This window comes from Aporhodopirellula aestuarii, assembly GCF_023701485.1.
Classification (GTDB): Bacteria; Planctomycetota; Planctomycetia; order Pirellulales; family Pirellulaceae; genus Rhodopirellula; species Rhodopirellula aestuarii.
In genome coordinates, this window is record NZ_JAMQBK010000084.1 from 1 (window position 1) to 21030 (window position 21030).

The following is a 21030-nucleotide window of genomic DNA, read 5'->3' on the forward strand; positions in this document are numbered from 1 at the left end:
TCTTGTCCAGAACGAATTCTTGGCAGTCCGGTGATAGCCTTGGTTGAACGTAGCAACCATGGTTAGCATCAAACGACCGATATACCGAAAAACTCCAGCCTACGTGCTGCCGGTTAGATGATGACCGGTTTGCCGAGAGCGCGGCGAACGGGGACGAATTGGCCGACGTGCATCATCACGTGTGTCGAAACCAATCCGAGAACCGAGCCCACGGTCGGAAACATGCTTGCTAAATGTTCCGGGCCCGGTTTGTCGAGATCCTCTTCGCTGAGTGCATCGAGTGCCGCGAACGTGGATTCCTTCATCTTTGCGAACAGTTCCAGGTAGCCATCCTTGCTCAAGAACTGGCTAGCGTCGTTGCTGGTAGCGTTTTCCTTGGCATGATGCTCAGCAAATCCGTCGGGCAGCTCAACGCTATGTCCAGGAACAACGCTTTGCAAAAGTTGGTTCTCCGCGACAATCAGATGTCCCAGTTGCCACGCGATGTGGTTACAGTTTTCGTTGGGCCGGGTCAGGAGTTCCTCGTCCGTGAGATCGCTCACATAGGAAGACATCACCATTTGGCTGGTCGAATAGATTTGCTTCAAGACTTCGATTGCGTTCATGGTTCGATTCGCTCAGATGAGGCTGGGGAAGAAGAGTCCGATACGGCACGAGACGACATTCAGATTGCGTCCGCAATCTGATGAATTCGTTACACTGAGTACCTGTTATATACCTCCGCGGGGGCCGAGGGCACCCGAGGAACGATTGCATCGATCATCGACGTCTGAAATGACGAAAAAGGCAATCGCGACGATGCTAGGCGCGAAAACGAAAGCGGAATCCGAAAAGCGACCGATCGGCGGGCTCGTCAACGCAACGAATGCGAGCTTAGCACCCGCATAACTGATCGCCATCAAAACAAACGCACGGTAGCCACCGATCGACTCGGCCGAGACAACGTCGCCGCTTGGTTGCGCAGTGGATGAGCAAGGCATTGGACGAAGGCATCGCCAAGCCGTCATGCCTGTTGCGGTTAAAATCAAGACCAAGAAAATCGGATGCATGACCATGTTCGCGGCCGAACCCCAGATGCCACGTCTGACCGCGAGCAGCCACCAGCGAACGTATCGGACCGGATAGCTGCGAACGATTTGCTTATCGAGTTCAGCCAGCAATTGGTGCTGATCGACGATGTCGTCGCCCGCAACGTCTATGGCAGCCGGCACGACCACGAGGTACGTCATCGCGTCCCAGCGGTTTTCGAGCGTCATGTACGAATCGGCGCGTTTGCTGGGATCACTGCTCGTTCTTAGGTCGAGCCCATCGGCAGCGACGGTTGGCAGTGGGGAGGCCGCATCCGCTGTTTCGTTCGACGTCGGACCGCTGCTTCCTCGACGCGATACTTCTACTCGTAATTCGGCAATTCTCGTCGCGAGTTCGCCGGTCTTGCCGGGCAGCGACTTCAGTTCATCTTCGTCGAGCAACTGAGTCGTGACCGCAGCCATGTTTTGATGCCCAAATGGCAGTAACGCAAAATCGCTGACGGCGGTGTAGCGAAAGAGGCACCAGCCAAGCAAAAACACGACCGGGATTGTCGTTACCCAAACGACATCGCGTAGACGCCGTGACCAGGGTTCCAAGTGTCCGTTGAGAGGGCGAACCAACGTCATCAGGGCCGCCCAGGGCAACAGGAATAGATAGGCCGGTCGCAGTGAGATCGCGGCGACGATGAGCAGTGCGATGCCGGTTGATAACCGGGGGCTGAATCCGAGACGCCAGCCGCGCATCATGCAGGTCGCTGTCGCCACACCGAGCGACATCGCGGGACAATCAGTCGCAATCGTGGAAATATTGTCCCAAAATGTGCATCCGATCCCCACCGCTCCGGCCGCGATCATCGCAATCGAGGCAGGGATTCGCCAGGAACGCAGTTCAAGCATTAGCCCGGTACAGGCGGCTGCGTGCAAAAGAATTTGTGCGAGTACAACGAGTTGCAACGCGACCGCCGAGGTCGAAGTCAGCCACGAGGTGACGCGAAGAACCAACGGGTATCCCGGAGTTCGGATTTCCCGCGCGAGCGCCTCGGCAGGGGAAAATACATACTGCTGGTAGCTCGGCGTGTCCGAAACGACGTGGTATTCCCAACGCCCGGTCAGCCAGCAGATCAAAAATAGAAACACAGCCCACATCAACATCGTCTTTCCGTACCCCATCTCACCGAGGCGATGGAGTGCGGCGAGGGCTGATGATCGATGAACGGAGGGCATGTTCTTGGGCAGTTGAAAATGACGAACGCGGAGGAGCGTCGCGTCGTGGCGGATGCATCATGGGCAAGAATTCTGAAAACCGCACGATCATAACGCAATTAATCGTCGAGGGGGCGGGTGCATGGAAGCCGCAGATGGCACCGCGGGCCCCGCTAAAGCCAGCCAGCAGATGTGCCGAATCTGCTGCTTCGCGAGATGGTGTACACGCGAAGAGAATCTTTGAGCGGAGGAGTCAACGGACAGGCGGCTAGCGGTTAAATTACGAGTGAACGTATTCCGAATCCTCTTTTCAATGGTTGCTGCGTGTCTTTCAATCCCTCTTCTTCCGATTCCGTCGACAATTCGGAAACCGCCGGTATTGGCAATCAACAATCCACTCCAACCACGCTGAGTGGATTGGTTCGGGTTGGCCAGATCATCTCATTTGCGATGGTGACCGGAGTCATCACGATCTCGGTCGTTTTCGCGATGCTGCTGCTCAAACGTGAGGAGCCACCTCACGACGACGTGATGTTGGTGGCGTTAGGCGGCGGCGTCTTCGTAATGGCTCTGGGGAGCGCGTTCTTTTTATGGATGACGTTGCGATCGGCTGCCGTCACGAAGTTGCATCGCCACCCCGAGGTGGCTGAGCTGTTGTCGGGCGGCGCCGCGGCGTCGCAATCGGCACGAGACGCCTGGGAGAATTGGGATCAGGACGAGGCCCTGCCCCCGCCACTGAGACCATTTCTCGGAGCGATGCAAACATCGTGTTTGGTCGCTCAAGCCGTTTTGGAAGGCGCTGCGATAGCAAACCTCGTGCTGGCGCTAATTGATGGCAACGCGTTGCACTTTGTATTTGTCCTTTTCAGCCTCGTCGGGATTGCTGCGTTGACGCCCACGACCGGAAAGATGCGCGGGCATATCCGCGCCGCGCTTTCATTGCGTGAGGAGTCTGGCGACGGTTTTCCCAATGTGCTCAAGCACTGAGCACAGGCTTTCCGAAGCGATTACTCAGACTTACTCATCGGCGGGAACTCAACACCGCCGACCAAACCGCGATCGATCACCCAAACGTTTCGGAAACGCACCGGGTCGTTGTGGTCTTGGATCTTGGTTGGCAACAGCGTCGGCGACTCGGGTTGTCCGTGTCCGGTCGGACCGGGTAGTTCCTCGTCGTCTTGAACCATCACGCCGTTGACCCACGAAGTCACGCGGGCGTTACGCAGTTTGCTGCCATCGGCTGCGAAACGGGCAGCGGTGAAGTGGATGTCGTAGGTCTGCCATGTCAGTGGTGGAAACGCCATGTTTAGCTTCGGCGTTTTGTGCCGGTATAAGGCACCGAGACCGTTGAATACTTTCGCATCGGCAAACGAATCGAGAACTTGGCATTCGTACCGGCTTTGGAGGTAAATGCCGCTATTGCCACGTGCCTGCTCGCGTTTTGCTGGCATGTGTGGAATTCGGAATTCGAGGTGCAGGTCAAAATCGTTAAGCATGAAATTGATGTCGGCACCTTGCTCGAGCAATTTCTCGTTGGTCATTTTTCCGTTGACGAACGCCTTGGTGTCGGTTCCATCGAACAACACGATCGCGCCTTCGGGAGGTGCGGCACCGAGCGTGGGGCTCTTGCGTTCCACGCGTGGCAATTTGGCGAGCGTTGTTCCAGATGCGTCGATGATTTTGCATTCTTTGGGACCAGCGAACATCGCCCATGGACCTCCCGACAGGACCAACGTTGATCCGCTACGACGACCGACGAGCACCATCGGCTCAACGTCTTCGTAGGAGTCTTGTCCGGGCAGCCCGCCTTGGTAAGCACGGGCTTCGAATTCACCGGTGCCGAGGTTGCGAATTTGAACGCCGAGACGTTTTGATGAATTCTTGTCACCTTCTTCTCCCGGTTTGACGTCACCGACATATTCGCCGACCAGCGAAAAATCGATTGCGGCGGGACCTTTGGTTGGGGGCAACAGCCACGCTCCTTTGGCAACCCATTCCGGATCGGGAACTGGTTCGGCAGCAGGTTGCTTCGCCTTCGACTCATCCTTCTTTGCCGATGGTTTCTGGGACGCCGGCTTTTCATCTTTCGCTGGCGTTTTGTCGTCCGTTGCCGTTTTGTCTTCAGTGGCCTTTTGGTCGGCGGGTGATGCGTCAGCCTGCTCTTCGCTAGATGGCTTTGTATCCGTATCCTTGGGGGCGTCGACTTGCTGAGTTTGTTTTCTAGTTTGTTTAGGAGCGACAGTCTCCTCGTCCTGAGCGACGGCGACTGTCCCGGTCAGCGAATGGAGCATCGTCGCGGCAACGATCAACGCGATCAACATCGACCGTGTCAATCGTATGCGTGAGGGTGCGAGCGGCAAAAAGTGGCACTTCGTCATGGTGGGCAGCTTGTTGGCGGGGTGTGGGTGGGGGGAAGGCTCGCCGGAGCCAAATAATCCTGCAGGTAGTGTAATTGGCGGATCGGACGCCGTTAAGCGGAAAGGGCATCAGGAGTATCTATGAAATCAAAATCTCGCACTCGCAGGGCATCTGAAGCGGGTGGATGCGCGGTCGCGTCTCCGGGACCAGAGAGCCGGCTTGATGCTTCCGAGAGCGATCGGCGGCCGATCGAGCTGCGCGGGTGCCGAGTTAACAATTTGCAAGACATTGATGTCGATATTCCGCGGGGAAAATTGGTGGTCGTGTGCGGGCTGTCGGGCAGCGGCAAAACATCGCTGGCGCTCGATACGCTTTATGCCGAAGGCCAGCGTTGTTACATCGAGAGTTTTTCGGCTTACACGCGGCAGTATCTCGCTCGCCTGGAAAAGCCGGATTGCGATTCGATCACGGGGATTCCGCCGGCGATCGCAGTCACCCGAGCTGCAGCGGTCAAAAACAATCGCAGTACGGTGGCAACGGCGACGGAGATTGCCGAGCACATTCGGTTGTTGTTCGCCAAAGCCGGCGATTTGAGCTGCTACCGGTGCGGCCGGAAAGTTGAAATCGATAGCCCGCAAAGCGTGGCGGCGGAAATGACCGATGCGTCGATGGGGGTCGGACGTTCAGTAGTCGGGTTCGAAGTCGAATTACCCGACCGGACCGCGGCCGGTGAGATTTTGCTCGGCTTGCAACAGGAAGGATATTTGCGGTTGATCTTAAAGGGAGAAACTTTTCAGCTCTCCGACGAAGATCGCCGACCGTTGGCGCGTAGGATCGGCAGCCGTGGTGCCACCGCGATCGTTGTCGTGGACCGCTTGACCGGACAAACCGAACAAACCCGATGGACCGAGTCGCTCGAGACAGCGATGGCGGAGGGGAACGGACGCGCCGTCGTCATCTACGAGCCAACCGCGACGGAGACCACAACGGGCGATGCGAACGCCGATCGTGCCCCGCGGCTTGTATCCATCGACGGACGTGAGATGGTGCAGCGAATTGTCAGTGATCGGCGGCGGTGCGACGAATGCGATTTAGAGTTTCCTGACCCCGTTCCAAGACTTTTTAATTTCAATCATCCGCTCGGCGCCTGTCCGACGTGCGAAGGATTCGGGGACGTATTGGAAGTCGACATGTCGCGTGTCGTTCCAGATCCGTCGCTTTCACTTCGCGAGGGTGCCATCGCCCCGTGGAACACTCCGTCCTACAGCCACGAGCTCGACGAGTTGTTGGCTCTCGCCGACGATTATGGGATTCGCGTCGACGTGCCGTTTTCGAAACTAAAGAAATCGGAATTGAAGAAGATTCATCGTGGCGTCCCCGAACGAAACTTCGGTGGGCTCGATGGATTTTTTGCGTGGTTGGATCGCAAAAAATACAAAATGCACATTCGTGTCTTTGCGTCGCGGTATCGCAGCTACTCGAAATGTCCGACCTGTCACGGCAAACGTCTCAAACCGGAAGCACTCTCATACCAGATCGAGGGTCGCAACGTTGCCGACGTGCTGGCGATGCGTTGCGATCAGCTCGATGCGTTTCTATCGAGATTGGGTGACGAGTCGGATGTGACTCCGGCATCTCGTTTGGTTGATGAAACCGAGGATTGGACGCTCGCGATGGTGGCTGAGTCGCACGATCGTCGACAGTATGCGATCGCGAGCGAACCGGCGAGACAGATCCGCGATCGGTTGCGGTTCATGGACGCCGTCGGACTGGGATACTTGCAGCTCAATCGACCGCTCCGAACGCTTTCGGGGGGCGAGACTCAGCGGATCGCGTTGACATCGGCGCTGGGGAGCACCCTGATCGGAATGCTGTACGTTTTGGACGAACCCACGGCGGGTTTGCATCCCGATGACGTTACCAATTTGATTCGCACGATTATAGAACTTCGTGATCGCGGCAATACCGTCGTGGCCGTGGAACACAACGCACAACTAATCGCCGCGGCGGATCACGTGATCGAGATCGGCCCCGAAGCGGGAGTGGGGGGCGGACGCATCACGTTTGTGGGCACGCCCGAGGAGTTGAAGGATGATTCGGAATCGGTAACCGGTGAATATCTGTGCAACGAATTGGAAGATCTCTCCGGACGACGATCGGCGCGAGAACCTAGCGGGTTTGTCAAGTTGTCAGGCGCGTCGGGACACAATTTGAAAAACGTCGACGTCTCCTTCCCGCTCGGGACGCTATGCGTGGTGACGGGGCGTTCGGGTAGCGGCAAGAGTTCCTTGATTCATGACACATTGTTTGGTGCGGTCTCAACGAGGCTGTCGCATCGTCGTGGTGAAACCATCAGCGCCGATGCCGCCCAAACGTTGCCTTACAAGAGTCTCGAGGGAGTGGAACGGCTCGAGGATTGTCTCCTGGTCGATCAGTCTCCGATCAGCCGCAGTCCACGCAGTTGCCCGGTGACGTTCGCGAAAGCGTTCGATGAGATTCGCAAAGCGTTTGCCGAAACCGTGGACGCGAAAATCCGCAACTTCAAACCGGGGCATTTCAGCTTCAATTCTGCGGCGGGCCAATGCACCGCGTGTGAAGGCGCGGGGGTGCAAACCGTCGACATGCAGTTCCTTGCCGACGTGTCGATGCGTTGCCCTGAATGTCGCGGAAGACGCTATCGCGAGGAAGTCCTACAGATTCGTTATCGTGACCGTACGATCGCGGACGTGCTGGAGATGACGGTGGGTGAAGCCTATCGGTTCTTCCGCACGATGCCGAAGGTTCAGTCGAGGCTCAAGCGTTTAATCGATGTCGGATTGGAATACATTCACCTCGGCCAGCCCGCGACGACCCTCTCCAGTGGTGAGGCACAACGTTTGAAGCTCGCGGCGTTCTTAGCCGGTTCGTCTCGCCGTCGCACGCTGTTTCTGATGGATGAACCGACGACGGGATTGCATTTTGCTGACGTCGAACGGCTGATCGGATGCTTCGACGCATTGATCGCCGATGGTCACTCACTGATCGTGATTGAGCATCATCCGATGTTAGTCGCGGCGGCAGATTGGATCGTTGAAGTTGGACCGGGTGCTGCCGACGAAGGTGGCACGATCGTCCGCTCCGAACGTGTAACACATCGCAAGTGATGTTGCACGCTAAGCTCGTTTTCGAGCTCACTCCTGCGTGCCGGCCTGAGGCAATCGCTCGACACGAATCGTAAATTGGCTGTCGGTGAAAAGCGAACACGCCGAATCGATGACACCGCTTTGCACCAGATCCTCCAGCGATGCATGATCCGAGACTTCGCATGACTTCAAAAGAACGCATTCGTCCGCTGCGATCTGTTCGGCAAGCCAAAGGGCGATGGAATCCGTGGTCGTGTCCCACGATTCGGGGAGGCGCGTGTTGGCGGGGCGTTCTTCAACATCGCGTCGATAGAATGCGGGGACGTTGCACAAGATGAAGCGGTTCGCTTGATTGGAATCGCTAGCCTCATCGGCAAACGTCTGGATGCTTTCGATGAACCGTTGGAATGACGCGTGGTCATCGATCGAATCAAGGTCGGGCCAGCGGGCATCTTTGCGAAAGGAGTCTTTTAAGCACTCGAACGAAAACTGTAGCATGTGCACGCATCGCCAGTGGATGTCGGCAGAATTGCTCGGTCGCAATCGATCCCAGTGGCGTACCGCATTGATCATGTCACCTCCTCCGGCAATGGCAACATGAATCGCCGGCGGTTGACGAACGAACCATTCGCGAAGGTCGCCGAGAAGGTCCTCACGCAATAGCAAGCTGCCTCCAATTTTGAGTACTCGCAGCATCAGTGATTCCGTGTTGGTGCGGTAACTGGTACACGTGAAATCAGAATCATAGAACGGGCCCCACCTCCATCTCCAGCCTTGCCAACACCGCGACCGCCCACGATGGAGCACCTCGCGACAAACTACCCGATAATTCGTTTCGCAGATCCATGACGGCGACGTTCTCGGGTGGCGAAATAAGATCTTGGCCGTGTCCGCTCAATACAACTACCGGCGTCTGCGTCGCCGATTGGTTGAGACAGGACCACCATCGTTGCACGGCGGATTGGATCTTGGCTACAGCAGCGGAGTGGATTTGCTGGGCCAGTTCCACCGATTCGGCGTTACTGATTTGGTCGCTATCCAGTCCGATCATGCGCGCGACGCGTGTTTTGGCGTGGACACGGTCGCGGGGTTGAGAATCCGCCGTTTCGAGATCGTTGCAATCTTCTTGTTGCAAACCGAGCAGCAACCTTGCGTCATCGATCGTGCTAAAGACTTCGTTCATCACGGGAACATGCTTGCCGCGTATTTGCAATTCAGACACCAACGCACAAACCGGCGTTCGGCGACACCCGACGTAGACAAGCGATTGGCCGGACAAACGTTGGAAATCTGTGGCGGCGGAGGTCATCACTTCGCCGTCGCAAATCGCAATGACGTCGGTCGTTGTTGACCCGATGTCGACAAGCAACGCGTTTTTTGCGAGCCGCATTCCGACGCATCTGGCCAGTGCGTGCCAATTCGACGCGGCAACGTTCTCCCAATTCGCCGTAGCACTTTCGGCGTCATGGAATCGCCCATCGGTTCCATAAAAGAACGCTGTCTCTGCCGAAGTCGCCGAAACACAATTGGCGACGGAAGACACAATTTGTCGAACGCCGTCGGCGCGTCCGGCAAAACAATCCGCGAGTTCACCCGTCATGGTGACAGCCAGCTTTCGTATGCCATCAAACCGACCGATGTCGGTGGTTAGCTGCTCACTGAGTTCTCGGTGCCGCGTCCACAATGCAAACGAACGCTCAAACGAACGACCATCCTCGGTCGCGTATTTCAAATTGGCACCACCGATATCGATTCCGAGAATCGTCGGTTGCGGATTCGGATGCGGGACGTTCACGCTTCTTAGCCGCCCCAACGGTAGGCTGCGAGACGATCGAGAGCCCGGACGATTACGAGGTCGCCCTGGACCGCGATATGCGCCCAACTGTCGTCTGCGACTTTGATTTCATCGATCACGGTAAAACGTTCGGGGTTCGGATCGATGAGACGCAGGACGCCGTCGTCGGCAAGAGCCAGGATCTTGTTGTCGTTGTGCGCCATGCTCCAGTATTTGCCGACCGGCGGACTCGTCCAGCGAATCTCACCATCAGCGATCGACAGGCAAACCGCACGTTCGTTCTTCATATGCATGTAAAGATGTTCGCCGATTACCACGGGGGATGACATGTATCCCTGCGTCTTTTGACGCCAGCGTTCGTTTACCTTCCATGTGTCGGAATCGTGAGTGATGTCAAACATTTGACTTGAGCCGCTGTGGGCGGCCGTGAACACGGCATCGCCGATCGCCAACGGTGTCAAAATATTCATCCCGCGAAACGATGCGATCGGTTCTTCCCACAGCACCTTGCCTGTATCCGGCGAGACACCACACAATTTTTCGCGGGTCTGAACGAGCAACTGTTCCACACCGCAGATCGTCGCGATCGTGGGACTCGAGAACGCTCCCGTGCTTGACATGTCACCGCCTCCGGCGAGGGCTTGCCAAGTGACGTCGCCCGTTTCCAAGTCCACCTTCGTCAAACCACCTCCCAGCTGCACGAAGACGGCGTCATCGTGAATCATCGGTGAGCATGTGGCGCCAAAAGGTTGCAGGGGTGTTTTGTAGGTTAGCGGAAAATCGATCCGCCATTTTTCTTCGCCCGTCTTGGTATCAAACCGCACTAACACGTCGCGCATTCCGAGAACGATCAGCGATCCAGGTACGGAAACGGGGGTGGAGCGGATCCAGTCGCCGTTGGCGGCTGCGAAGAACGGGACGGCGAGCGACCCCGGCCACTCCCGCGTCCAAGCCTTTTCACCCGTGACGAGATCGTAGGCAGTGACGCGTTCGATTTTCTTGTCAATCGTTTCGGTCGTGAACACGAAACCATCTTGTACGACCGGGCCGCTATAGCTGGGAGCGAGTTCGTGGGCCCAGACTTGATTCCATTTACCTTGCAACTGATTCGGCCACGGCCGCGTGCCCGCTGCACCATCGCGGTTAGGGCCTCGCCATTGATTCCAGTCCGTATCCGCGTGAACGGGCAAACACGTCACTGCGGATGTGGCAATGCAACAAAACGCGTGGCATGCTCCTCGGAATAAATTCATCGGATCAATCGCTTTCACAGAGGGGGCGGCGGGGAAATGAAACACAAATAAGTAAGTGAACCGCCCCGGAAACTGGCGTCGGATACGGTCAGGTTAGCGTCTGACGAATCGACGCGACAGCGATTCAAGCCGACTCATGCAATGGATCGATGACGAAAAGACCGGCGGAAGCGTGATTCCGAGCAACCCGACCGAGGGTCAACCGTCAAAAAAACATGCCAATAACAGCGTGAAGATCGCTCTTTTTGCTGGGCCTTTGACGCGATTTGGCTAGCAGCCGTCGCAGGGCATTTGATATATGCGGGCGGTAAAACACCCGCTCGACCATTCAGGAGTCCACGCCGCCATGTCTTATCGATCGCGAACTTCGCATCTTTCTCGCGTTTGCCGCAGTCTTTCCATCGCGATTCTCGGCCTCGGAATGTCGTCGGTTGCACTCGCCGCCGGACCAACCGGCACGGACACTGGCGAGAGTGTGCTCACAACCTCGGCCGAAGAAAAATACACGCTGCGACACCAACTCTCGCCGAACCAGACGATCCGTTACAAGGTGACCCACGTCGCGAAAACCAAAACGCGGATGAACGGTACCGAAGAAATCGCCAACGTGCACACGACCAGCGTCCGGAGCTGGAAGGTTCGTGACGCGGATGGTGAAAAAATGACGTTTGATCATCAGATCGATTCGGTCGAAATGACCCAACAAAACGGCGATAAGCCCGAAATTCGCTGGAGCAGCCTGGCCGGCGAAAAACCACCGGCCGCGTTCAGCGTCGTCGCCGAACAGATCGGTACTCCGTTGGCCACTGTCACCATTGATGGCAAAGGTACCGAACTGAACCGCGAAAGCCATGCGGGGTCGAAATCATCGCTCGGGATGGGATCGCTCACACTGACGCTGCCTGCTGAACCGGTTGCGGTCGGCGAAAGCTGGACCGTGCCATCAGAAATCCAAGCCCGCCTGGATGATGGGCAAGTCAAGACGATCAAAATCCGCCAAGTTTATACGCTGAAAAAAGTCAAAGCCGGAGTGGCCACGATCGCGATCAAGAGCCAAACGTTGACGCCGATTGATGAGGAATCGTTGCGAGCCCAGATCGTTCAGCAGCTCAGCAACGGTAGCGTCCGGTTCGACGTCGACAACGGTTACTTGCTCGGTAAGGAACTCGACTGGGACGAAACCGTTGTCGGATTCCAAGGTGCGGGAAGCATGATGGAATATCGGGCTCGCATGACAGAAGAGCTCGTTAACGAGGACACCGTGAAGTCCGCGGCGTCATCGTCGAACTCGCGTCGATAGGCCAGCAGAACACACGTCATGCATACTCCGCGAACGATTGCCGCTTCTGCCGTAGCGTGCGTGATCCTGATCGCCGGCCAGGCATCGGTCGCGATTGGTCAAGTCGCATCGGTGACTGATGACTCCGTCTACGCGGTGCTCGATCCCGATCCGCTGCGACCGAGTGATGCGGTCGGTTGCGACGGGATCGATTTTGAAGAGCTTGGTTGCGATGGAATGACCTGCGTCGGGATGAGTTGCGATTGTGATCGTTATGCTTACTCCTCATCGCCCCACGATTGGTTGCAGCTCGACACTCCATTGACCAACGCGTTGCTGGACTTTCAGAATCGGCAAACTGACAAAGAACTCATGGTTCTTGAAGATCACGCCATTCGCGGCGATCACGGTCCGGTCGTGATTGTTGGAGGGCAGTCGCGGTTGTCGTTTCTTGCGGGGACAACCAACACCGCCGATAAGTTTCCTTATCTCGGCCGTTTTCCGACGGACTTCAGCGGCAATACCGCCACCGATGCACGGATGCTGCAAGCGAATGCTCACGCGACTGCTCACGTAGCGCCTTTTGCGAGCGTTTACACCGAAGTGCTGTTCTCGGACGTGTTTTCGTTTGGTGATTTTAAGCAGGGCAGCCTTCAGGTCCGACAAGCGTACGCGGTAATTGGTGATTGGCGCGTGTCACCTTTCTATCTTTACATCGGAAAGAAGAGCGTCGGGTTTGGCGATTTCAGTACGTTGAGTCCGTTCACGCAGAGCGTCACGTGGCACTACTTTGCCGCACTTGCTGAAGGTATCGGAGGTGGGTACCACGATGGCACATGGGACGTGACGCTGGCAGGAATTAACGGCGGGCGTGGCATTCGGCTGAACGATTCTCCCGAACGGGGGAAACTCAATAACCTCGCGGCGAACGTGACTTATACCGTCGGAGATCACATCGACAACCGATTGCAGCTCGGCAGCGGGTTTTTGCTCGGGACGATTTACGACGGGTTCACCGCCGAACATCTCGATGCGAACCAGTTTGGTGCGGACTACAACAGCGCTTGGTCCGTCAATGGACGGCTCGACGTCGACCGAATCACTTTGGCGGGGGAATACGTGACGACCACCGATGATTGGCCGGTGACTGCGTCGACTGTCTTTGCGTATCGAGCCGAGGCGGCGTATTGGTTTGATCGGGGCCCGCGAGGTTCTCATGCCAGCGTGAGTTGGAGTTCCGGCGAGCAAGGCCCATCAGGCAGTGAATTCGAGTTCAACAGCCAACTCGTCATCGGATATGGCAAGCGGTTGGGAGACCACTGCCAGGCTTCAGTTGAATATGTTCGCAGCAGCGGATTCGCCCCGTTGATCAACATCACGACCGTGAGCGATCGAGATGTTGTGCAGGATAGCCTCGTGTTGGGAATGAACTTGATCTTGTAGATCGCGTCCGATCGTAACGCGAGCGAGGATCAGGCGACGGGGCGTAACTGGCACGCACCAGATGCGAGTAACCGGTCGATCGTCATGGCACCGCGTCCGTTTCGAACAGCATGACGCAGATCGCTCTTGCCGAGCATGCCGATCACCGAACCACCACTGGAGACGAGGAACTCATCGAGTGAATCCTTCCCCAGCCAACCGAGTGCGCTGCGCGAGTTCCACTGGGTGCTGATGACAGGCAGCGAACGCGAGGAGGTAGACTGCGCGGCAGTTTGCTCGAGTAAACGTGCTTTGACAGCTTCGCTCGACTCATTCGGGTACGGTGTCGTGACCTCAGATTCCCATACGAAGTCTTCCTGTGATGCCGCAGTCGACTTGGAGGTGAGGCCTTCCAACCGGACGCGGATCGACTCGCCTTGTGCAGCGAGCACGATGAATCCGGCAATGAAGACGAGCAGCAGATTGCCGCCGATCAAGCCGAGCAGTCCGAATCCCGCAGCGGTGCATTGACCTACTCGAGCAGCGATCACGGTTGCGCGTAAGTACGGCAGTTTCATCGCGAGGATTGCTCGCAGTACGCGTCCGCCGTCCATCGGGAAGGCGGGTAGCATGTTGAAGACAACCAGGGCGACGTTCACGATTGCCAATTGGCTAATGAAGAAACTCACCGGTCCCGCAACGGGGTTGGCGATCCACAATCCCGCAAACAGCGAGGCCGCGATCACAACGTTGACGAAAGGCCCGGCTATCGCGATCGCGAGTTCTTTCCAAGGTTCCCGAGGCATGTCTTCGAGGCTCGCGACGCCGCCGATGGGCAGCAACGTGATGTCCCGGGTTGAGATCCCAAACCGACGGGCGGTCAACGCGTGTCCGAATTCGTGCAAGAGAACGCAAGCGAACACCGCGAAGATCATTAGCACGGCGCCGAGTGCGGCGATCGTACCGTTGCCAGAAGCCAGATTCGAAAAATAAATCCACAACGGCAACAGCAGAAACGTCCAGTGGAGACGCACATCGATGCCAGCGAATCGACCCAAATGCCAGGAACCATTCATACGAAAATCTCCGTCGAGAGGTGAGGGGTCTGCGTGATACGCCGGTGATCGAGGAGAAGATCGCTCTCGGGAGCCGAAGTTTGCTGATTTTGGGCGATCAGAGGGCGTCACGGCCGTCAAAACACCAAAAGTGATGCGATTCCGCATGATTTCGGTCGCTACGACATCGTTTGGCCTAACCGCAAACGGCCAGTAATCCCGGTCGGCTGAGGGGGGCGTGCCTTCTAGAATCCGCCTTCGTTAGGGGCGGATGGCCGGGCTCGGGGGCCAGCCTTGCGGCCAAGTAGACTCAAAATTCGCCCCTCCCCGTGACCGCCTAGACCTGCGCAAAGGTGGTGGCAAGGCAAGTCGCGGCGATCGTTTGGCCCTGTGGGAGATCGCAATCAGCAGACCTGACGCCAGCGGGAACGGGGCGTCGTTGGTTTAGGCCAGTACTTAGGCCAGCTCGTGCATCGGCTTTTTCTTTCGCCGGCGAAGGATTCTTCGCAATGTATCGAGCATCATCCACTGGCCCACTGCCAACGAGATTGGCGCCGCAAACAGGATGAATTGACCGATCCGTTCACCATTGACCCATTCCACACCCGCTGCGGCTGCTGTTGACATCAAAGCCAACACTAATGCGCCATTGAGGGTAAGAAGGAAACATGTAATCGCGGCGGAGCTCAATGTCATCAAGCAGCCGCCGGCCAAGTCGGTGAGCTCGATGTGTTTTGCGCCGATCCATTCTTCCGATTCGTGATGCGGCGGAAAACCATGTTCCAGCGTCGATTGGGCTTCGTCGGGGTTCATACTTCACACGTTTTTAACGGACAATGCGATGCGATGCGTTCGTCAAACTAACCTGAGGCGGGTACAATGACGCTCTTGAGCGTAACCGAAAATGCCGCCTAAACCCATCCTACTCTCACACGGCGACTTCATGTCTGGACCCATCTCAAGGCTCGACACAGTTTGGCCGACCAGCCCATTGCGGCCATCCGTCGCGGCGGATCCTTGGTCATGGCTCAGTGTAGCAGTGTTGGTGGGAATGGCGGCCTTCGGGGCATCGAACTGGATCATCGTGGTGGTCGCCTCCGCCGCGCTCTTGTTTATCGCCCGCCGTGGTGCAGGACGCGACACGGTCGCGATTCAAAAAATAAAAACGGTGGAAGCGAACTCGCGAGAAGCCGCTGCGAAAGCTGTGCGTGAACTCAAATCACTTGAGTCGCAATCACGACTCGGTGCCTCCGCGTTGGTGCAACTCACTGACGGCGTCGTCGTGTTGTCGACGGAGTTGTCGATCCTTTTGATCAATCCATCCGCGGTTCGCCTCTTGGGACTCGAAGGTCGCGATTCGCTGCTGGGACGTTCGATCGCCGATTGGGTACGTCAACCGAAGCTGATCCGCCTGATCGGGTTGGCAATCAACGAGCGTCAACCACAAGAATCCGTGATCGAATTTCATCGTGGCGAAAGCATTCTGCCGGTGCGGATTCGTGCCGAGGTGATTGACGACGGTGAGTCGTTTAAGGTCCAGCTCTCTCTGCGAGACGAAACCAAGGCAAGGCAGCTCGAAGGGATGCGGCGAGAGTTCATCGCCAATGTTTCTCACGAGCTAAAAACGCCGCTGGCTGCGATCAAGGGGTACGCTGAGACGGTTCAGTTAGCGGCTGCGGACGACCCCGCGATGGCGATCCATTTCATGAATTCGATCACGGCCCAGTGTCAGCGTTTGGAACGACTCGTCGCCGACATGATGCAACTCGCCAGAGCCCAATCCGGACGGGCGCAGATGAATATCGCCAGTATTTCGTTGCGGGAATCGGTCTTGGAATCAGTGCGGACGTACAGTCCGGTTGCCCAAGCGAGCGGTTTGGAGCTGAACTTTCATGACGATGGCAACTCAGCCAAAGTGCTCGCCGACAGCGAAGCGACGTTGACGATCGCAAACAACTTGATCGGAAACGCGATCCGCTACACCCCTCGCGGCGGACGGATCGACGTCAGGCTCGTGCAGGCGAGCGATCGTTGGCAGCTTATCGTCGCCGATACCGGCGTCGGCATCGCGGAGAAGGACCAGACCAAGATCTTTGAGCGGTTCTATCGCGGGTCACGCAGTGCGGAGATGGCCACGTCGAGCACCGGACTCGGGTTGGCGATCGTCAAGAACCTGTCGACCGCCTTGGGGGGAAGCGTCCGGGTCGACAGCGAACCAGGAAAGGGCTCAACGTTCATTGTCGAATTGCCATCGGTGCAGGCGCATGGCGACGGTCCTGTCGAACCGATCTCGACAGGCATCCCTCACATTTCGGCGGGGTCCCTGGTAAGCTGAGCGGCGATGAAACTCTCCAAGCCACTCTCCCCTTCCAAGATTCAGCCCCCGTCGAGCGACTCGATTGCTCGCGCCGTTGAATGCCTGCTCGCAGGTGAGCTCGTCGGACTGCCCACTGAAACGGTCTACGGATTGGCGGCCCGCGGGGACGTTGAGTCAGCGGTCGATAAAATATTTGCGGCAAAAAATCGCCCGCGAACCAACCCGCTGATTCTGCATGTCGGCTGCGCCGAAGACGCAATCTCACTGTTTGCCGGTGACCTCGCCCCTGTTCTTCGCCAACGCATCGAACGTCTCGGCAAGTTTTGGCCGGGCCCGCTAACCCTGATCGGTCCCCGCCACCACTCGATCCTCGATCATGTCACCGCGGGCGGTGATACCGTGGCGGTTCGTGTCCCCGATCACCCGGTCGCCTTGGAGTTGCTCCGTCAACTCGCAATTACCGCAGGCCGGCCCATCCCGGTGGCGGCGCCGAGCGCGAACCCATCGAATTACGTGAGCCCGACGACGGCGGATCACGTTGCCGATGGACTGGGCGATCAAGTGGCGATGATTCTCGACGGTGGCCCTTGTCGCGTAGGGCTCGAGTCGACGATCCTGTTTTTGGGAACTGAGTCCACGCCCGCCCGCGTGCTCCGCAGTGGCGGCATTTCAGCCGAGTGTCTCGCCGATGCGTTGGGTGAAACGGTGCTTGGACCAATCCAAAACGCGGATTCGGCTGTCGCTAGCGATGCACCCTCCCGCGTCGCGGCACCCGGGCAATTTGCAAAGCACTACTCACCACGTACCCCGCTCATTTTATTAAACGAATCTCCAATGGAGAGAGGCGACCAAAGGGACAGCTCGGATCGCCGTGTGTTGCGAATCATCTTCGGAGCGATCAATGGCGTCGTGCCAAAGGGAGTGGTCGACGTTTGGTCGTTCTCTCCTGACGGCAATCTTGAGACTGCGGCCGCGGGACTGTACGCGCTGCTGCGGGAAGCCGACGCAGGTGACTACGACCTCATCGAAGTCGTCTCGTGTGAGGAGTCGGGCCTGGGCATCGCGATCATGGACCGACTTCGACGAGCCAGTCGGAAGGAGTGAAAAAGGGACACGCGAGTTTTAGGCTGTTCGTACCTCAAGTATTGCAACAAAACCTGTCATCTGATGCTGCATCCTTGATTCCTTCAACCGGCAACCGAGTCCAGTCGCTCGATCAAGTCGTCCGCCAACAGAGCTCGATGATCGATCACGACACATCGTTCGCTGAGATCACGTGAACAATCCAGTGGCACCGGCTTGCGACTTCGCCGGTCGCTCGTCGCATGCATGCCGCGGAAGCCTTCCCCAACCGGCAATCCGATCCGTCGCAATCGACTGAGCAGCTCACTGCGTTCTTGCCCATCACCAGCGATCAGGGCAAATTTGTAGAACGCCGGACGTTGATCGTCGGCGATGTGGCCAATCGGGGCGGCGTTGCATGAGGACCAGTCCCACGCCCGCAGCCGACCTGCCATGTGTGCGCGGTGGTGATTGAGCAGGTCGAGCATCTCGAGTTGGGGGATCAACGCCGCGCACTGTAGAGCCGAAAATGCACACGCGTCACTGGGACGATCCCCGTAGGCTCGCAAGCGAGCCGACAATCGGTCGTCGCGAGTCACGACGGCACCGCCGTTTCCCGCCGACAACAATTTGCTGCCGCCGAAACTCAGCGTCGCAATATCCGCGACCGCGCCGACAGGAATGAAGGTTGGGGGTGGAGCATGATCCGTGTGGGCGCCGCTGCACCATCCCGCCCCCGGGACCTGACAGGCGTCTTCGATCAACATCCAGTTCCGCTGATCGCAAATCTCACGAATCGCGATGACGTCAGCAAGCTCGCCGTACAGATGAGAAACAACGACCGCCTTGACGGAGTCGCCCGAGATTCGACTCAGCGATTCGGGATCGATGGTCACGCCGCCGGAACGAACATCGACTAGGACCGGTGTCGCGCCGAGCAGCTCGATCGTTCGAAAGTTTCCCGGATAATCGTACGCGGCAACCACCACCTCATCACCCGCCGTGATACCGCACGCCCGCAGTGCCAGTTCAATCGCAACCGAGCCGCTCGAACAAAGTCGCACGTCCGGTTGGCGGCCGACTCGTTCGCCAAAACTGATCCACGGTGAGGGAATCGGGGATTCTGCGGCGAACTGTGCGCTCATTGCTCGCGTGACAGCCGCGACACACTCGTCGTGAATCGTTGATTGGTAATGCCCCCACTCACCGCTGGCCCAGACACGTTGGATCGAGTCAAAGATCGCTTGACTCTGCAGTGGCCAGGTCGGCCATCCGTCATCGTCACGTGGCAGTTCGAGGGGATTGTTGTCGCTCACAGTCCCATCATTTGATCGACGCCGAACATCACATTCATGTTTTGGATCGCCGCACCACTGGCGCCCTTGGACAAGTTGTCGATCGCACACACGATGATCACTCGACCCGGTGCATCACTCGGACCCGCGACACGCACAGTCATTTGAACATGATTGGTCATCACGACATGCTTCGTCGCTGGCAGATGGTCAACGACATGAATGAATGGCTGGTCACGGTAGGTTTCTCGCAGTTCGGCCATTAAACGCGCCTTGACGCTCTCGACGGTATCGCCTTTTTGCAGCTCCGGCCGAGCATACATGGTCGACAAGATTCCGCGGTCCATCGGCGTCAGGTGCGGCGTGAATAACACGTCCACGGTCTTGCCCGAAATCCGGTGAATCAGATCTTGCATTTCAGGACCGTGCCGGTGTGACGCGATCGAGTAGGCCGAAATCGATTCGTTGGCTTCGCAGTACAACGTGCCGAGCTTTGGAGACCGGCCCGCACCGCTGACACCGCTCTTGGAGTCGATGATGATATCGTCGGTTTGGATCAGGCCGGCGCGAACGAGTGGAGCCAGTGGCATGATCGCGGATGTCGGATAGCAACCCGGGTTGGCGACCACATCGGCGGTCGCAATTTCTTGGGCGAAGAATTCAGGCATTCCGTAAACGACGTTGCCGACCCGCTCAGGCCATGGGTGCGTGACGCCGTACCACTGTTCATACAGCGGAACAGACGACAGACGGAAGTCAGCGCTGAAGTCGATCACGCGGATACCGGCCGATGCCAAGTCCCGCACACTCTCGGCCGAAGCCCCGTGTGGCAGACAGCACATCGCGACGTCGGCCTGCTTGGCGATCTGCTCGGGATCAAACGGTTGTAAAGCAATGTCACAACGTCCGGCGAGTGACGGATGGATTTCCGACAGCGGTTTTCCTTCGTCCGAACGGCTCGTTGCGACGGTTAATTCCGCCTTCCCGTGAGCCAGGAGCAATCGGGCGACCTCAAGGGCCGTGTAACCTGTCGAACCGATCAGAGCAACGCGAATCATGTTGTTTGTGATTTGGAGAGGGGCGGGGTGATGGAAAGCGTCATCGTAGCCGAGAGTCCATTTTTTTTCGATCCGGCAGACTTAACACACGCTTCAGGCGTTAACCGGACCAGCAACGCGAGAAAACGGCCGCTGCATACACTCAAGCCCGAGGCTATTCGTTAGAAAAATCGGATGCTGCCGGGGTAATCCCACGGCTCGCCTTCGTTCGCTTTGATGCCGCCGATGATCGGATAGATCAGTGAGAGCAAACCGACAATGATCAAGCCAAGAATTCCGATCAGTACGACGATCAATACCGCCGAGATGAGCGAATAGAGCAGCGAGGAGAGCATCCAGTTCGCGACAATTCGTCCATGGATGTCGAGTTCCGGGATTTCGTCCTTCTTCAATTGCCAGATCAAGATCGGGGCTACGAATCCGAGCATCGGAACGATGAACCCCAAGTACTGCGAGAAGTGCAGAATCATCGCCATCTGGTTTGCGGACGCCGAGGGGACGTTGAAGCCATACGGTTGATGGAAGCCGTCTGGTTGGTGGTAACCATACGGCTGGCCCGCGAGGACTTTTGCCTTTGCCTCTTGAAACTCAGCTTCAGTCAACGCACCTTGATTGCGTAATTCAGTCAAACGTTGAATTTCGGAAGCGACTGACATGGTGAAATCACCCGTGATGAAAGTACTCGGAGCGGAAAGCCCGCATTGTGATAGCGTATCGTTTCTGCGAATCCTGATACAGGTAAGGCACGGTCGTGCCGCTCATCGGGCGCGCAAAACTTGTTGT

Annotated in this window: 17 protein-coding genes; 6 read left to right on the plus strand and 11 right to left on the minus strand. The window is 57.3% G+C overall.

Annotated elements, in window-relative coordinates; genetic code table 11:
• Window positions 1-113: 113 nt before the first annotated feature.
• Both NB063_RS27535 and NB063_RS27540 read right to left on the minus strand, forming a co-directional pair.
• Window positions 114-605, minus strand: coding sequence for a DinB family protein (locus tag NB063_RS27535; protein ID WP_250932278.1), 492 nt, complete (start codon window positions 603-605; stop codon window positions 114-116).
• 105 nt (window positions 606-710) lie between these two features.
• Window positions 711-2252: a hypothetical protein gene (locus tag NB063_RS27540; protein WP_250932279.1), complete on the minus strand. Its 1542-nt coding sequence runs from the start codon at window positions 2250-2252 to the stop codon at window positions 711-713.
• Window positions 2253-2555: 303 nt separating this feature from the next.
• Between NB063_RS27540 and NB063_RS27545 the strand changes: the two genes are divergently transcribed.
• Entirely contained in the window at window positions 2556-3218 is a 663-nt protein-coding gene (locus tag NB063_RS27545; protein WP_250932280.1) for a hypothetical protein, read from the plus strand.
• 20 nt (window positions 3219-3238) lie between these two features.
• Here NB063_RS27545 and NB063_RS27550 read toward each other — a convergent pair whose 3' ends face one another.
• Complete coding sequence (locus NB063_RS27550) at window positions 3239-4609, minus strand: family 16 glycoside hydrolase (protein ID WP_250932281.1); 1371 nt, start codon at window positions 4607-4609, stop codon at window positions 3239-3241.
• Between the two features lie 120 nt (window positions 4610-4729).
• Between NB063_RS27550 and uvrA the strand changes: the two genes are divergently transcribed.
• Complete coding sequence (gene uvrA / locus NB063_RS27555; RefSeq protein WP_250932282.1) at window positions 4730-7732, plus strand: excinuclease ABC subunit UvrA; 3003 nt, start codon at window positions 4730-4732, stop codon at window positions 7730-7732.
• Window positions 7733-7759: 27 nt separating this feature from the next.
• Here the strand turns inward: uvrA and NB063_RS27560 are convergent, their stop codons facing one another.
• The 3 genes from NB063_RS27560 to NB063_RS27570 are packed head-to-tail and all read right to left on the minus strand — an operon-like array spanning window position 7760 to window position 10759.
• Window positions 7760-8407 carry an amino acid kinase family protein gene (locus NB063_RS27560; protein WP_250932283.1) on the minus strand — a complete coding sequence of 216 codons (648 nt, stop codon included), beginning with the start codon at window positions 8405-8407 and terminating at the stop codon, window positions 7760-7762.
• A 46-nt stretch (window positions 8408-8453) separates the two neighbouring features.
• Window positions 8454-9506 (minus strand): hydantoinase/oxoprolinase family protein, encoded by a 1053-nt coding sequence (locus tag NB063_RS27565; RefSeq protein WP_250932284.1) that lies wholly within the window; start codon window positions 9504-9506, stop codon window positions 8454-8456.
• 5 nt (window positions 9507-9511) lie between these two features.
• A complete protein-coding gene (locus NB063_RS27570; protein ID WP_250932285.1) occupies window positions 9512-10759 on the minus strand; it encodes a PQQ-binding-like beta-propeller repeat protein in 1248 nt (415 codons plus the stop codon).
• 346 nt (window positions 10760-11105) lie between these two features.
• Here NB063_RS27570 and NB063_RS27575 point away from each other — a divergent pair, with 346 nt between their 5' ends.
• On the plus strand, window positions 11106-12059 hold the full coding sequence (locus NB063_RS27575; RefSeq protein WP_250932286.1) for a DUF6263 family protein: 954 nt from the start codon (window positions 11106-11108) through the stop codon (window positions 12057-12059).
• 18 nt (window positions 12060-12077) lie between these two features.
• Window positions 12078-13481, plus strand: coding sequence for a hypothetical protein (locus NB063_RS27580; protein ID WP_250932287.1), 1404 nt, complete (start codon window positions 12078-12080; stop codon window positions 13479-13481).
• A 29-nt stretch (window positions 13482-13510) separates the two neighbouring features.
• On the opposite strand, the gene NB063_RS27585 is transcribed toward NB063_RS27580, so the two are convergent.
• Window positions 13511-14536 carry a site-2 protease family protein gene (locus NB063_RS27585; RefSeq protein ID WP_250932288.1) on the minus strand — a complete coding sequence of 342 codons (1026 nt, stop codon included), beginning with the start codon at window positions 14534-14536 and terminating at the stop codon, window positions 13511-13513.
• A 435-nt stretch (window positions 14537-14971) separates the two neighbouring features.
• Window positions 14972-15328, minus strand: a complete 357-nt coding sequence (locus NB063_RS27590) for a hypothetical protein (RefSeq protein WP_250932289.1) — start codon at window positions 15326-15328, stop codon at window positions 14972-14974.
• A gap of 130 nt (window positions 15329-15458) precedes the next feature.
• On the opposite strand from NB063_RS27590, the gene NB063_RS27595 reads away from it, so the two are divergent.
• Window positions 15459-16850, plus strand: a complete 1392-nt coding sequence (locus tag NB063_RS27595) for a sensor histidine kinase (RefSeq protein ID WP_250932290.1) — start codon at window positions 15459-15461, stop codon at window positions 16848-16850.
• A 6-nt stretch (window positions 16851-16856) separates the two neighbouring features.
• Window positions 16857-17936: an L-threonylcarbamoyladenylate synthase gene (locus NB063_RS27600; RefSeq protein WP_250932291.1), complete on the plus strand. Its 1080-nt coding sequence runs from the start codon at window positions 16857-16859 to the stop codon at window positions 17934-17936.
• A gap of 83 nt (window positions 17937-18019) precedes the next feature.
• Here the strand turns inward: NB063_RS27600 and NB063_RS27605 are convergent, their stop codons facing one another.
• The 3 genes from NB063_RS27605 to NB063_RS27615 all read right to left on the minus strand — a co-directional run bounded on the left by NB063_RS27605 (window position 18020) and on the right by NB063_RS27615 (window position 20903).
• The gene (locus NB063_RS27605; protein ID WP_250932292.1) at window positions 18020-19210 is read right to left on the minus strand and encodes a DegT/DnrJ/EryC1/StrS family aminotransferase; all 1191 of its coding nucleotides are present in this window, start codon (window positions 19208-19210) and stop codon (window positions 18020-18022) included.
• Window positions 19207-20259 (minus strand): N-acetyl-gamma-glutamyl-phosphate reductase, encoded by a 1053-nt coding sequence (gene argC, locus NB063_RS27610; protein ID WP_250932316.1) that lies wholly within the window; start codon window positions 20257-20259, stop codon window positions 19207-19209. Before argC ends, NB063_RS27605 begins: the two co-directional genes overlap by 4 nt.
• Before the next feature lie 149 nt (window positions 20260-20408).
• Window positions 20409-20903, minus strand: a complete 495-nt coding sequence (locus tag NB063_RS27615) for a DUF4870 domain-containing protein (RefSeq protein ID WP_250932293.1) — start codon at window positions 20901-20903, stop codon at window positions 20409-20411.
• Window positions 20904-21030: the final 127 nt, after the last annotated feature.

What these genes read in the sequence shown, in the direction of transcription:
- NB063_RS27535 (WP_250932278.1), bottom strand. Translation starts at nt 605, where the DNA reads ATGAACGCAATCGAAGTCTTGAAGCAAATCTATTCGACCAGCCAAATG.
- NB063_RS27540 (WP_250932279.1), bottom strand. Translation starts at nt 2,252, where the DNA reads ATGCCCTCCGTTCATCGATCATCAGCCCTCGCCGCACTCCATCGCCTC.
- NB063_RS27550 (WP_250932281.1), bottom strand. Translation starts at nt 4,609, where the DNA reads ATGACGAAGTGCCACTTTTTGCCGCTCGCACCCTCACGCATACGATTG.
- uvrA (WP_250932282.1), top strand. Translation starts at nt 4,730, where the DNA reads ATGAAATCAAAATCTCGCACTCGCAGGGCATCTGAAGCGGGTGGATGC.
- NB063_RS27560 (WP_250932283.1), bottom strand. Translation starts at nt 8,407, where the DNA reads ATGCTGCGAGTACTCAAAATTGGAGGCAGCTTGCTATTGCGTGAGGAC.
- NB063_RS27570 (WP_250932285.1), bottom strand. Translation starts at nt 10,759, where the DNA reads ATGAATTTATTCCGAGGAGCATGCCACGCGTTTTGTTGCATTGCCACA.
- NB063_RS27575 (WP_250932286.1), top strand. Translation starts at nt 11,106, where the DNA reads ATGTCTTATCGATCGCGAACTTCGCATCTTTCTCGCGTTTGCCGCAGT.
- NB063_RS27580 (WP_250932287.1), top strand. Translation starts at nt 12,078, where the DNA reads ATGCATACTCCGCGAACGATTGCCGCTTCTGCCGTAGCGTGCGTGATC.
- NB063_RS27585 (WP_250932288.1), bottom strand. Translation starts at nt 14,536, where the DNA reads ATGAATGGTTCCTGGCATTTGGGTCGATTCGCTGGCATCGATGTGCGT.
- NB063_RS27590 (WP_250932289.1), bottom strand. Translation starts at nt 15,328, where the DNA reads ATGAACCCCGACGAAGCCCAATCGACGCTGGAACATGGTTTTCCGCCG.
- NB063_RS27595 (WP_250932290.1), top strand. Translation starts at nt 15,459, where the DNA reads ATGTCTGGACCCATCTCAAGGCTCGACACAGTTTGGCCGACCAGCCCA.
- NB063_RS27600 (WP_250932291.1), top strand. Translation starts at nt 16,857, where the DNA reads ATGAAACTCTCCAAGCCACTCTCCCCTTCCAAGATTCAGCCCCCGTCG.
- NB063_RS27615 (WP_250932293.1), bottom strand. Translation starts at nt 20,903, where the DNA reads ATGTCAGTCGCTTCCGAAATTCAACGTTTGACTGAATTACGCAATCAA.